Source organism: Streptomyces sp. NPDC001796, from assembly GCF_042892355.1.
Classification (GTDB): Bacteria; Actinomycetota; Actinomycetes; order Streptomycetales; family Streptomycetaceae; genus Streptomyces.
Genome location: NZ_JBIAUC010000007.1, coordinates 145,427 through 158,188 on the forward strand (window position 1 = coordinate 145,427; position 12,762 = coordinate 158,188).

The 12,762-nt window shown below is 73.9% G+C and carries 11 protein-coding genes and 1 tRNA gene; 8 read left to right on the plus strand and 4 right to left on the minus strand.

Annotated elements, in window-relative coordinates; all coding sequences use genetic code 11:
- Together ACFYZE_RS16920 and ACFYZE_RS16925 are read right to left on the minus strand one after the other, a co-directional pair.
- Positions 1 to 867 (minus strand): spermidine synthase, encoded by an 867-nt coding sequence (locus ACFYZE_RS16920; RefSeq protein WP_388993841.1) that lies wholly within the window; start codon positions 865 to 867, stop codon positions 1 to 3.
- A gap of 158 nt (positions 868 to 1,025) precedes the next feature.
- A complete protein-coding gene (locus ACFYZE_RS16925) occupies positions 1,026 to 1,406 on the minus strand; it encodes a hypothetical protein (RefSeq protein WP_388994388.1) in 381 nt (126 codons plus the stop codon).
- A 353-nt stretch (positions 1,407 to 1,759) separates the two neighbouring features.
- Between ACFYZE_RS16925 and ACFYZE_RS16930 the strand changes: the two genes are divergently transcribed.
- Positions 1,760 to 3,223, plus strand: a complete 1,464-nt coding sequence (locus ACFYZE_RS16930; RefSeq protein WP_388993844.1) for a hypothetical protein — start codon at positions 1,760 to 1,762, stop codon at positions 3,221 to 3,223.
- A gap of 132 nt (positions 3,224 to 3,355) precedes the next feature.
- Here ACFYZE_RS16930 and ACFYZE_RS16935 read toward each other — a convergent pair whose 3' ends face one another.
- Positions 3,356 to 3,949 (minus strand): histidine phosphatase family protein, encoded by a 594-nt coding sequence (locus tag ACFYZE_RS16935; RefSeq protein ID WP_388993847.1) that lies wholly within the window; start codon positions 3,947 to 3,949, stop codon positions 3,356 to 3,358.
- Between the two features lie 194 nt (positions 3,950 to 4,143).
- Here ACFYZE_RS16935 and ACFYZE_RS16940 point away from each other — a divergent pair, with 194 nt between their 5' ends.
- From ACFYZE_RS16940 to ACFYZE_RS16970, 7 genes are all read left to right on the plus strand, one after another.
- Entirely contained in the window at positions 4,144 to 5,124 is a 981-nt protein-coding gene (locus tag ACFYZE_RS16940) for a phosphatase PAP2 family protein (protein WP_388993850.1), read from the plus strand.
- Entirely contained in the window at positions 5,036 to 6,205 is a 1,170-nt protein-coding gene (locus ACFYZE_RS16945; protein ID WP_388994391.1) for a hypothetical protein, read from the plus strand. The genes ACFYZE_RS16940 and ACFYZE_RS16945 overlap by 89 nt, the downstream gene beginning before the upstream one ends.
- Positions 6,196 to 7,788 carry a hypothetical protein gene (locus tag ACFYZE_RS16950; protein ID WP_388993853.1) on the plus strand — a complete coding sequence of 531 codons (1,593 nt, stop codon included), beginning with the start codon at positions 6,196 to 6,198 and terminating at the stop codon, positions 7,786 to 7,788. The genes ACFYZE_RS16945 and ACFYZE_RS16950 overlap by 10 nt, the downstream gene beginning before the upstream one ends.
- A 2-nt stretch (positions 7,789 to 7,790) precedes the next feature.
- Positions 7,791 to 9,137, plus strand: a complete 1,347-nt coding sequence (locus tag ACFYZE_RS16955) for an AAA domain-containing protein (protein ID WP_388994394.1) — start codon at positions 7,791 to 7,793, stop codon at positions 9,135 to 9,137.
- Between the two features lie 244 nt (positions 9,138 to 9,381).
- Complete coding sequence (locus ACFYZE_RS16960) at positions 9,382 to 9,747, plus strand: hypothetical protein (protein ID WP_388993856.1); 366 nt, start codon at positions 9,382 to 9,384, stop codon at positions 9,745 to 9,747.
- Positions 9,748 to 9,892: 145 nt separating this feature from the next.
- Positions 9,893 to 10,501, plus strand: a complete 609-nt coding sequence (locus ACFYZE_RS16965; protein ID WP_388993859.1) for a bifunctional DNA primase/polymerase — start codon at positions 9,893 to 9,895, stop codon at positions 10,499 to 10,501.
- A tRNA-Lys gene (locus ACFYZE_RS16970) sits at positions 10,492 to 10,565 on the plus strand. The genes ACFYZE_RS16965 and ACFYZE_RS16970 overlap by 10 nt, the downstream gene beginning before the upstream one ends.
- A gap of 830 nt (positions 10,566 to 11,395) precedes the next feature.
- Here the strand turns inward: ACFYZE_RS16970 and ACFYZE_RS16975 are convergent.
- Positions 11,396 to 12,733: a M6 family metalloprotease domain-containing protein gene (locus ACFYZE_RS16975; protein WP_388994396.1), complete on the minus strand. Its 1,338-nt coding sequence runs from the start codon at positions 12,731 to 12,733 to the stop codon at positions 11,396 to 11,398.
- Positions 12,734 to 12,762: the final 29 nt, after the last annotated feature.

Below are 12,762 nucleotides of genomic sequence, written 5' to 3' on the forward strand. Positions count from 1 at the left end.
TCAGCGGAAGACCGACGGCGGGGGCGCCGGGGACGCCACCGCAGCCGCGTCCGTGACCGCCGCCGCGCCGCCCGTGAAGTCGGTCAGCGCCCTGCCGTGCTCCACGCGCGCGGGATGCGGGTCCGAGGCGGCTCGTCGGGTCAGTTCGGCGACCGGGAGCGGGTGGGTGCAGGCGGCCAGGACCGCGTTCCCGAAGCGCTTGCCGCGCAGGACGGCCGGATCGGCGATCAGTGCGAGCTCGGGGAAGACGGCCGCAGCCGTCGAGATCTGGCCGCGCAGATGGGCGAGCGGAGGGCCGTCGGCGAGGTTGGCCGCGTACACACCGCCGTCCTTCAGCGCCCGGCGGACCTCGGTGAGGAACTCGACCGACGTCAGGTGCGCCGGGGTGCGCGCCCCGCTGAACACGTCCACGATGACCAGGTCCGCCCAGCCGTCCGGCACCTTGGCGAGCCCTTCCCGGGCGTCCGTGGAGCGCACCCGGATCCGGGCGTTCGGGTCCAACGGCAGGGCGCGGCGCACGAGTTGGACGAGCGCCGCGTCACGCTCCACGATCTGCTGAGTGGAGCGCGGACGGGTGGCGGCGGTGTAGCGGGCGAGGGTGAACGCGCCGCCGCCGAGGTGCACGGCGTGCACGGGACGGCCGGGCGGGGCGGCCAGGTCGATGACGTGGCCGAGCCGGCGCTGGTACTCGAAGGACAGGTACCGCGGGTCGTCGAGGTCGACGTGCGACTGCGGGGCGCCGTCGATGAGGAGGGTCCAGGCGCGCGCCCGGTCCCGGTCGGGTATCAGCTGGGCGAGGCCGCCGTCGACCGCCTCGACGACGGCCTCGGCTCCCTGCCCGCGTCGTGCGTTCCGTGACCTGCCCATCCCGCCATTATCGGGGGCGGCGGGGAGGGGCGGCTCATCGAGGACGGGGCCCTGCTCGGCGACCCGGTCGGCTCACGTCCCTCGCCCGACCGGACGGCGTTCGAACCGGGGTGTGGACGGACCGACGGTTGCCGTGGCGGTCCGGCCGGGCGGGCCGCTCATCGGCAGTTGTCGGCGGCCTCGATCATGCGGGCCGCCTCCCCGAGGGCCGCGCGCAGGACCGCCGGGTCCGTGGCCGGTTCCGCCTCGCCGGGCGGCAGGAGCCAGCCCGTGCCCTCGACCGGGGGCAGCGGGACGACCAGGCTCATGCCGCGCCCGTCGGTCTTCGTGCACGTGCTGCCGGGGACGTCCCACGCATCCGCCGTGCCGGGCGGCACCAGGAAGCCGAGGGTGTCGCAGTCGTCGTCGTGCAGGACGGGCCCGACGCAGTCGCCGGCGCCGCGGCGGAGGATGTCGACCGCCTCCAGACCCTGCCGGGTGGGCACGGTCACGAGGTCGGGGGCCCGGTGCGGCGGTGCGGCGCACTCGGGGGCCGGCACGGTCTGGGCGGCCTGCGGCCGTGTACGGAACTCGGTGCTGTGCGGGGTCTGCGTCCCGGCATCCACAACGGAACCCTCCTCGACGGTGAGTTGGGTCGGGAGTTCGGGCGGCTCCCGGTCCACAGGGTTCAACGCTCGGGAGCGTCAACGGCAACGGCGCAACACTGCCGCAAAGGATGGCAGTTCATGGCAGATCTCGCATGAGATATCCGGTTTGTAGCCAAACCTCGCATGACCACACCTGCGAGGAAGGTACGTTCTTGCACCGCCGGACGCAGGGAACCAACTGGCACCACGCGGACAAGCCACCCCAATCCGGCATGGTTCGACGGTTCGCACGAGAGGGCCCGGCCATGACCTCGTCCCAGACCCCCCGGCCACCACGGCCGAATCTCACCTTCCGGCAGCTGCGCGGATCACGCTCGCCGGGTGAGTTCGCCGCGGCGGTACGGCGTGCCGCACGCGAGATCGGCGAGCGGGTCAGCTGTGACGCGCGGTACATCGGACGTGTCGAGGCGGGCGAGATCCGTTGTCCCAACTACGCCTACGAACGGGTGTTCCTGCACATGTTCCCCGGGCGCACGCTCGCGGACCTGGGGTTCGCGCCCCGCTCGGCGGTGCGCGGCCGAGGGGCGCGCACCGTCGACGAGGCGCCCCCCGCACACACCAACCGCCGTCCGTATGCCTCCGATGAGCACCGGAAGGCGTACGAGACGTATGACCGATCAGACACCTACGAGTCGCACGAGTCGTACGGCAGGCCCGCGTACGACGCACAGAACCACGAGGAGAGCGACGTGCAGCGTCGCGCATTCATGACCGGCGGCACCGTGACGGTGGCCGCCGCCTCCCTGGGCCCCTTCGGGCTCACCCTCGGCGGACCCGCAGCGGCCGCCGAACGCCCCGTCCACCGTGCGGGCTCGTCCGAGGCGAGCGCGCTCGAGGAGGCCGTACGCAAGATCCGCCTGCTCGACGACCGGCACGGCGCGGACGGCCTGTACCGGCGCGCGGCGGCCCCGCTGCGCGCCGCGTACGCGCTGCTCGACGCGGGTACGACCCGGCAGACGGTCGCCGACCGGCTGTACTCGGGCGCGGGTGAACTGGCCATCTCGGTGGGATGGCTGGCGCACGACTCCGGGCGTTACGACGACGCCCGCTCGCACTACGCGGAGGCGCTGGCGACGGCCCGGATGTCCGGGGACCCGGGCCTGGAGGCACACGCGTTCTGCAACACGGCGTTCCTCGCGCGCGACGCGGGCCGGCCGCGGGAGGCCGTACGGGCGGCCCAGGCGGCCCAGCGCGTCGCGCGCCCGCTCGGCTCGCACCGGCTGATGTCGCTGCTCGCCCTCAGGGAGGCGGGCGGCTGGGCGGGACTCGCGGACCGGGCGGGCTGCGAACAGGCGCTCGCACGGGCGCAGGCGCTCTTCGAACGGGGGCCGTCGGACCCTGACCCGGAGTGGATGACCTTCTACGGCGAGGCCGAACTGGAGGGCCTGGAGGCACAGTGCTGGTCGACGCTGGGCGACTGGGCGCGGGCGGCCCGGCACGCACGGCGCGCGGCGCAGCTCCAGGATCCGCACTTCACCCGGAACATCGCCCTGTACACAGCCGAACTGGCCGACGACCTGGCCCGCGGGGGCCGTCCCGACGAGGCGGCGCAGGCCGGTCACCGCGTGCTGGACCTCCTGGACCAGGTCCAGTCCTCGCGCGTCCTGACGATGCTGGCGGGCACGGCGAGGGTACTGCTGCCGCACCGGCGGGCGTCGGGGGTGTCGGCGTTCCTGGAGCGGCACGCTTCGGTGCCGCGCAGTGCGTGAGCCGCTCGGGGCAGGGGTCGCCCGGGTGTCGGTTCCGCGACTCGGCGGTACGAAGGGCCGCTGCGCCCACCCGTGCCGTCCTGGGCGTCCCCCAGGCCGTCAGGGCTCCGGGGGAGGCACGACTGCCCGCAGCTACGCCAAGTGCCCCAAGTCGTTCCACGACTCGATCGCCGGCTCCCCGTAAGCCCACCCGAGCACCGAGAGCGACGTCGGATTCAGCCGTATCCGCGCCGCGAACTCCAGCGGCAGCCCCAGCCACCGCGCCCCGATGGACCGCAGGATGTGCCCGTGTGCGAACACCAGCACGTCCCGGTCCTCCGACCGCGCCCAGGCCACGACCTCGTCCGCGCGCGCGGAGACCTCCGCCAGGGTCTCCCCGCCGGGCACGCCGTCGCGCCAGATGAACCAGCCCGGCCGGTTCTCCTGGATCTCGGCCGGCGTCATCCCCTCGTACGCCCCGTAGTCCCACTCCATGAGCGTGTCCCAGACGCCCGCCCGCTCGCCGAAGCCGGCGAGTTCGCAGGTCTCACGCGCGCGTACCAGCGGACTGGTGCGCACCTCGGCCCCGGGCAACCCGCCGAACGGCGCCCGGTGCAGCCGCTCTCCGAGCAGCTTGGCGCCCCGCCGGCCCTCCTCCAGCAGCGGCACATCGGTCCTGCCGGTGTGCTTGCCGGACAGCGACCATTCCGTCTGTCCGTGCCTGGCCAGCAGGATGCGCGGTGCCATGAGAGACCTTTCCGGGAGAAATGAGCAACGACGTCACTCCATCATCGCCCACCCCTTCCCAGGGCAACCCGGGGGGCGATCTCTGCGTCTTTGAGGGCCGGGGCGCCCCACGTAGGCGGGCGCCCGCACCGTAAGGTGGCACGACCGGACCGCCGGGAGCCGCGACCAGGAGCAGAAGGGGGAGGGCGAATCGGATGCCGCAGGCCGAGACACCAGGCATCGGGGTGGGCCCGCTGACCCGGCTGCGCTGGTGGACCGAACTGCCGCTGATCCTGGTGGTGTACGCCTCCTACTCCGCGGGCCGGCTGCTCGCGCGGGGCGATGTGGGCGGCGCCGTCGACCACGGTGTGGCGATACTGCGCCTGGAGAAGCTGCTCCACATCGACGCCGAGCATCCGCTGAACCGTCTCTTCACCCGCGAGGCGTGGCTCGGCGTGCCCGCGGACTTCTGGTACGCGTCGCTGCACTACCTGGTCACCCCCGCGATCCTGGTGTGGATCTTCAGGCGCCGCGCGGAGCACTACCGGGCGGCCCGCACCTGGCTGATGGCGTCCACGTTCCTCGGTCTGATCGGCTTCTCCCTGATGCCGACCTGCCCGCCGCGCCTGCTCTCCGCGGGCCACGGGTTCGTCGACACGATGGCGCAGTACAGCTCCTACGGCTGGTGGGGCGACGAGGCGAGCGCGCCGCGGGGCCTGGGCGGCATGACCAACCAGTACGCGGCGATGCCGAGCCTGCACGTCGGCTGGGCGTTGTGGTGCGGGGTGCTGCTGTGGCGGCACGGCCGCTCGCGCTGGGCCAGGGTCGTGGCGGTCGTGTACCCGCTCGGGACCACGTTCGTCGTGATGGGTACCGCGAACCACTACCTCCTCGACGCGGTCGCCGGGGTCGCCGTCATGGGCGTCGGCTTCCTGCTGAGCCGGCCGGTGATGCGGGCGGCGGACGCGGTCAGGGCCCGGCTGCGGGCGCGGTTCGCACCGGTCGCGGAGCCCTCGTCAGCCGCAGGTTCCCCAATTGTCAGTGCCGGATGCCAGACTTCGGCGGGTGAGCGAATTCCCCGACAGCCCCTCTCCCGCCCCGGGCCGGGTGCCGCTCCCGCGGACGCGGGGGACGGCGCTGCCGCTTGGGGCCTCCCCCACTCGAGCGAAGCCGAGAGTTTGGGGAAGGCTCGCTGAGCTGCGCGGGCCGTCCGTCCAGCCCAGGGCGCTGGACGCGCGCGCCCTCGCCGCGCTCGCCGCGAACCCCGGATGCCGGCGGCGCGCACTGCTGGACGGCGCCGGGGTGGACAAGGCGGCGCTGGCGGACGCGCTGGGCGCGCCGTCGGCGTTCGGCCAGTCGCAGTTCGCCTTCATGCGGGGCAACGCGTTCGAGGCCCGGGTCAAGGCGGACGGCGGTGCGGAACTGCTGCGTCTGGTGCACGAGAAGCTGGATCCGACCGCCGACGCCCGGGAGGGGGCCCTCGTCCCGGATCTGGCCGCGGTCGGCCCGGAGGGGCGCACGGCGCGTACGGCCCTGGCGCTGCGCGAGGCCACCGAGGCGCGCCGCTGGGCGCTGCTCGACCACCCCATGCTCGCCCTGGACGTGGCGGGATCGCCCGCGTTCCTGGAGCCGGACGCGGTGGTGGTGCACCCGGACGGCAGCTGGACGGTCGTGGAGATCAAGTCCTTCCCGCTGCTCGACGGTTCGGCGGACCCGGCGAAGGTGGGGGCGGCCGCGCGGCAGGCCGCGGTGTACGTGCTGGCGCTGGAGGGGGTCGCCGAGCGCCTCACCCCCGCACCCGTCGTACGCCACCGGATCCTGCTGGTGTGCCCGAAGGACTTCTCGAACCTGCCCACCGCCTCGCCCGTCGACGTCCGCAAGCAGCGCGCGGTCACCCGGCGCCAGCTGGCCCGTCTCACCCGCATCGAGGAGATCGCCGACGCCCTCCCGGAGGGCACGTGCTTCGCGCCGGACCTTCCGCAGGAGGAGCTTCAGGCCGCGGTGGAGTCGGTCCCGGCGACGTACGCGCCGGAGTGCCTGGCCGCCTGCGAGCTGGCCTTCCACTGCCGTGACCGCGCCCGGGCCCAGGGCGCCGTGGCGGCCCTGGGCCGGTCGCTGCGGGCCGAGCTGGGCGGCCTGAGCACGGTGGACGACATCCTGGCCGCCGCCCACGGCACGGCCGGGGACCCGGACGACCCGGCGGTGGCGGCCCTGCGCCGGGCGGCGCGGCTGCGGGCGGAGGCGCTCGCCGGACGGGAGGGCGCCGTATGTCCCTGATCACCACCCTCGCCCGCCTGGAGGCCGTGCGGACCGGCCGCGCCCAGCCCGCCGCCACGGTCCGGCACCGCCACCTGTCCGAGCGGCCCCTCGTCTTCGTCCCGCTCATCACCGCCGGCGAGGCCGGGGCGCCGCTCGGCGCGCTCGTCGGCACCGACCGGGACGCCCCCCGGCTGCTCGTGGTGCCGCAGCCCCGCGACCGCGACCTCAGGTTCGCGTTCCTCGCCGAACTCGCCGACGTCGTCCTGCCCTACATCGACGCCCACGCCGACGCCGTGGAAGCCGCCGAGCGCACCGAGACCGACCCGGAGACCGGCAAGCGGGTCAAGGTGGAGGTCGAGCTGTGCGCCGACGCACCGCAGCTGATCGTGCCGAGCCGGGCGGGCATCGACTTCGTACGGCTGCTCGGCCGCTCGATGCGCTTCCGCCGCACCGCCGAACAGGACCCGGAGACCCCGCACCCGGCGCCCCCGCGCGTGCCGCTCCTCGGCCGCTGGCTCACGCACTTCGGCGAGCGTGCCCGCGTCCCCGGATCCTCCCTGCTGCTCGCGCTCACCGATCTGCTCGGGCGGCACTGGGCGACCGGGCAGTCGAACCTGGAGGACCAGCACCTGGGCGCGCTGCTCGCCTGGATCGACCCGCCCGAGGGCGCCGCGGGCGCGGACGCCGCGCTCCACGCCGAGCTGGCGCGGGACGCGGAAGGCCAGTTGCTGTGCCCGCCGGCCGGACCGGCCACCGACCCGGCGTTCGACAACAAACTGCTCGCCCCCGCGATCGAGCGCTACGACCGCGCCCGCACCCGGCTCGCCGCCGCCGAGGACGGCATGGAGGCGGACGACCGCTTCGGTGAACTCACCGCCGCCGAACGGGAGATCCGCGCCCTGGTGGAGAGCCGTACGCGGCCGACCTGGGACGCCGTGTGGCAGGGGCTGGATCTGCTGCGCGCGCTGCCGGAGGGCGCGCATGTCGCGGACCGGTGGACGCGCGACCGCTGGTCGTTCACCGGGCACCGGGACCGGGTGGCCGCCGGGGAGCCGCCGCAGCCGCGCCACGACGACGCGGTCACCGCGGCGAACAAGCTCGCCACGCGCGAGCGCGAACAGGCCCGCCTGGACGCCCAGGAGGCACTCGACGACCCGCTCGTCATGGCCGGGCGGCGGCTCGCCGGGGAGGCGTTCGCGGGCGAGGTCACGGAGGTCGTGATGGCGTACAGCGAGGGCAAGCGCCCCAGCCCGCGCCCGCTGGTGACCGTACGGACCGAGGACCGGCCGCACCTCGGGGAGCGCACGAAGGTGTACCGGTCACTGGGCGGGAAGCCGCAGGCGGCGGAGTTCGTGGGCCACGAGGGGGACGGCCTGCTGGTGCTGCGCGTCGTCGACAAGATGGGCCGCGGCAAGGAGCCGGAGGCCGGGTCGGTCCCCGAGAAGGGGGACCACGTGTGCTTCACGCTCTTCGAACACGAGCAGCGCGGCGGGGCCAAGCTGCCCGACCCGGAGGACACCCCGTGGACGCACGGCGGGCCACCGGGTGAGGGCGAGGCCGTACCGCAGCCGGATCCGGTGACCGAGGAGGACGTGCTGTGACCGTGTTCGCCCCGCCGGGCAGGGACTTCGGTCCGGGGGCCGCGGCCGCCCGGGCCACCGAGGCGATCCTGCGCGACACGCTGCACGGCGCGCACAGAGGAGTCGTGGTCGACTCGCCGCCGGGCGCCGGGAAGTCGACGCTGGTCGTCCGGGCCGCACTCGAACTCGCCTCTGCCGGACGTCCGTTGATGGTGATCGCGCAGACGAACGCACAGGTCGACGACCTGGTGCTGCGGCTGGCCGAGAAGGAACCGGACCTCCCCGTCGGGCGGCTGCACAGCAGCGACCCGGACCCGTACGACAAGGCGCTCGACGACCTGCCGAACGTGCGCAAGTCGGCCAAGGCGGGCGACCTTGCGGGCCTGGACGTGGTGATCTCCACCGCCGCCAAGTGGGCGCACGTCAAGGACGTCGAGCCGTGGCGGCACGCGATCGTGGACGAGGCGTACCAGATGCGCTCGGACGCGCTGCTTGCGGTGGCAGGCCTGTTCGAGCGGGCGCTGTTCGTCGGCGACCCGGGGCAGCTGGATCCGTTCGCGATCGTCGGCGCGGAGCAGTGGGCGGGGCTTTCGTACGACCCGTCGGCGTCCGCGGTGACGACGCTGCTGGCCCACAATCCCGAGCTGCCGCAGCACCGGCTGCCGGTGTCCTGGCGGCTGCCGGCGTCGGCGGCGCCCCTGGTGTCGCAGGCGTTCTACCCGTACACGCCGTTCCGCAGCGGTACGGACCACGGGGCCCGGCGGCTGACCTTCGCGGTCGCGCCGGACGGCTCGGGTCCCGACCGGGTGATCGACGAGGCGGCCGAGACCGGCTGGGGGCTGCTGGAGCTGCCCGCCCGGCACACCCCGCGGACGGACCCGGAGGCGGTGCGGGCGGTCGCCTCGGTCGTCCGGCGGCTCCTCGACCGGGGCGGCGCGGCGGTGTCGGAGCGGGCGGAGGAGCCGGTGCCGCTGACCGCGGACCGGATCGCCGTCGGCACCGCGCACCGGGACCAGGCGGCGGCGGTGCGCTCCGCGCTGGCGGACCTCGGCGTGCAGGACGTCACGGTGGACACGGCCAACCGGCTTCAGGGCCGGGAGTTCGATGTGACGGTGGTGCTGCATCCCCTGTCGGGCCGCCCGGACGCGACGGCGTTCCACCTGGAGACCGGCCGCCTGTGCGTGCTGGCGTCCCGGCACCGGCACGCGTGCATCGTGGTGTGCCGCGCGGGCGTGACGGAACTGCTGGACGACCATCCGTCGACGGAGCCGGTGCAGCTGGGGGTGACGGTGAAGTTCCCGGACGGGTGGGAGGCGAATCACGCGGTGCTCGCACATCTGGCGGAGCACCGGGTGACCTGGCGGCCGTGACCTGGGAACGTGGCCGGACGGGGGGCGCTGGGCTGCGGCGGACATCGCGGGGCCGGCGGGCGCCGGGCTGCCGGGAACATCGCGGGTGCCGGTGGCCTTGAGACTCGGGGGGCGCGGGCGCGCGGCGGGAGAGCGCGCGGCGGCGTGCCCCGCTCACATCCCGGCGCCCTTGCGTCGGCGCGCGACAATGGACGGTGGCCCACCCGAAAAGGGCGCCACCCGAACCGTACGAGGAGGACAAGACATGGCGGAGCCCACGCCGCGTCGGAACGAGCCGCGGCTACGCCCCGCGCCCTTGCTCTTCGAGCCCGCGGAGGCGGCCTCCGACCCGGAACACTTCTTCGACCTGGAGTCGCTCGACGACCCGCGGGCGCTGCTGGCGCGGGCCACGGAGCTGACGCAGGCCTTTCGCGCGGCCGCGGACCGGGCGGTGGAGTACCAGGCGATCGCCGCGGCCCAGCTCGCCGACCCGCGCCGCTTCGACCGGCTGACGCCTGCGGCGATCGCCGAGCGGGCGGAGTGGACCGAGGACTACGCGAAGAAGATGGTGGAGTTCGGGCGGGATCTGCTCCGCGGGGTCGACTCGAACGGACCGGAAAGCCTGGGATGACCAGGCCGGCGCCTCACAGCGCCGACAGCATCGAATGATCATGCGGCATATGCCCGGCCGCACCTTACCCCCTCTCACACCCTTCTGTCCCCGTTTTCCGCAACCCTCGGAGACCGACTGCTCACGGCCGGTAGATCTGACTCCCATGAGCAGTCGAACGCCGTCCATCGAAGCCTGTCGCGACGTCTGCGGTGTCACCTCCGAGGGCGCCGCCTGGCTCGCCTCGGCGGGAGCGAATCCGCGCAGCACCCTCGCCCTCTGGGCGGATCGCCCCACCGCCCCGGTGGTCCTGCCGTGCGGCACCGCGTTCGACGTCGTCAACACCCCCGCGATGTTCGGGCGGCGGATGCTCGACCGGCTCTGGGACGAGGGTCCCGGCTCCGGGCCCGTCGCCGTCCACAGGGGCCGCACCCTGCTGTTCACGGCGCCCGGCACGGCCCGGCGACTGCCGGCGCTGCTCGACTGGGAGGAGTGGGGCGGCCGCACGCCCGAGATCCCGCCACTGTTGTGCCATGGGGTCGGCGACGCGGTGACGGTGCCCGCCGTTCACCCGGCCGACCCTGCCGCCACCAGGCTCGATTCCCGCTGGCTGGTCGCGCCCGACACCCGCCGGCCCTGGCTGCCCGGGCCGGAGGTCGTCCTCTGGGCGGCCGTCCGAGCCGCCCGCGCGGCGGCCTCGGACCCCGTAGGGATATCGATTTTTCCTCCCGCCGACCAGGGTGCTAAGGTCTACGACGTCAGCAGGCGCCGCTAGCTCAGTTGGTTAGAGCAGCTGACTCTTAATCAGCGGGTCCGGGGTTCGAGTCCCTGGCGGCGCACGATGACGATGGCGAGGCGTGTTCGCGGAAAGCGCGAACCGGTCTCGCCATCTCTGTTCTTGCGCGGCTTCGCCGCGCGTTGTGGGGGCTTCGCCACCCACACCCCCATCCGGGTCCGCCGCAGGCACCGCCCGGCATGCACGGCACCGTGTACGCGAAAAGCGCGAACCGGTCTCGCCATCTCTGTTCTTGCGCGGCATCGCCGCGCGTTGTGGGGGCTTCGCCACCCACACCCCCATCCGGGTCCGCCGCAGGCACCGCCCGGCATGCACGGCACCGTGTACGCGAAAAGCGCGAACCGGTCTCGCCATCTCTGTTCTTGCGCGGCATCGCCGCGCGTTGTGGGGGCTTCGCCACCCACACCCCCATCCGGGTCCGCCGCAGGCACCGCCCGGCATGCACGGCACCGTGTACGCGGAAAGCGCGAACCTCCACCGCAGGCGCCGCCCAGCGACCGCACGGCACCCGCGCGGTCGCTGAGAGCCGTGCGGTGGGTGCAACATATCCGCACTTTCTGTTGCACTCCCGGACAGGCACCCCCGGCGACCACCCCCACCGCATGCCGCTGAACCCACCCGGCGTGCAGGCGAGGCGCGATGGCGCCCCGAACACCGGGCACAGCCCAGCCCACGCGCACGTCGCCTGACCTGGGGCACCCGTTCCTCCGGGCCGCTCGCTCGCTTCTCACCCGTGCTGGAGCGGGACTAGTCAAGGGTCGGCCGGAGGCCGATCGGCGCAGCCGACGCGGAACGCAGCGCAGCGGAGTGCAGCGCCCTTGACTCGGCCCGCGGAAGCACGACCCTGACAAAGAAGCGAGCGGCCCAGCCGACTCATCCCTTCGTGATCCGCACCGTCCACCCTCCAGAAGCCGTCCTCCCCTCCGCCTCCACCCGCACCCCCTCCCCCGGCACCGTGAAGGTCTCGCCCTCCCGGATCGGCGCGTCCGCCAGGGGCGGGTACACCGACGTGCCGGCGCAGGCCGAGCTGTGCGGGTGGGCGTCCAGGACCTCCACCGGCCCGCCCCCGGAATCCGTCTCGCCGCGCACCCGGTAGACGAGGATCCCCTGGGTGCAGGCCGCGCTGTCGTTGCCCACCGCCCCGCGCGCCTCGATGGCCAGCACACTGTCGATCCCCGTCCGCACCACGGCCAGCTTGGTGCCGTGCCCGGAACCGAACGCCTCCACCCCTCGCGCCGGCACCCCCGCCGCACCCGCGCTCACCGGCGCCTGCGGCACTCCGGTCGGCCCCGCAGCCACCGGCTCCAGCGTCAGCCGTGTGCTGCCCGGAGCCCGTACGCACACCACCTGGCTCTCGTCCAGCCACCCCAGCTTCCACTTGTGCCAGGCGAAGAGATCCGGGGCCAGTCCGAACTGGCTGCCCATGAGGTCCCAGTCGCCGACGTAGGTGTCCCAGTCCCCCTTGCCGTCGGTCGGACGGTGGTAGAGGTCGGGCAGGTCGAACACATGGCCTGTCTCATGGGCGAGGACGAGTTGGTCCGGCGGGTGCTTCTCGAAGACCGTGACCACCCGGCGGATGTCCCTGCCGTCGGCCCGCAGGGGGATGTCCAGGTTCACCACCTTCGTGGCGTCCGAGTCGACGCCGGGCGCGTCGGGGTCGGCCACGAGATACACGACGTCGTACCGGGAGAAGTCGACGTCCTTGTCCGCCGCGGCGAGCGCGTCGCGCAGATAGGTGGCCCGGCTCTCGACGCTCCAGTCGCGCCGTATGGCGTAGGAGGTGGACGGGTGCGGCATCCGGATCCAGTGGTCCACCGGATGGGGACGCAGCGCGAACCGGCCATAGGACGCGCGTTCGAAGAACCGGCTGGTGTCCGGGAAGTAGTCACCGGTCAGCTCCATCGGCGTGGTCCTCGGCGTCGCGTCGGGGAAGGACAGGAAGACCAGGACCGCGTCCAGCGCGCGGGTGGGGCGTGTGTAGGCGGCGTTCCAGGTGTCGACGCCCTCGGAGTGGTGTGCCCGGCTACGAGCGATCTGGCAGGCCGCGGCCAGGGGTTCGACCAGCGCGGGGCCCGTCACGAGCGAGGTCGCGACCAGCGCGGTCATCGACGTGGCGAGGGCCGCGCTGCTGCGCAGGACGGGTGACGCGTCCCGCGCGAGCCCCTTCAGGGTCTCGCGGGTGAGCCCCGTGAGGGGGAGCGGACGCGGCACGTCGACCTCCGGGTGCGGTTGTCGGAACT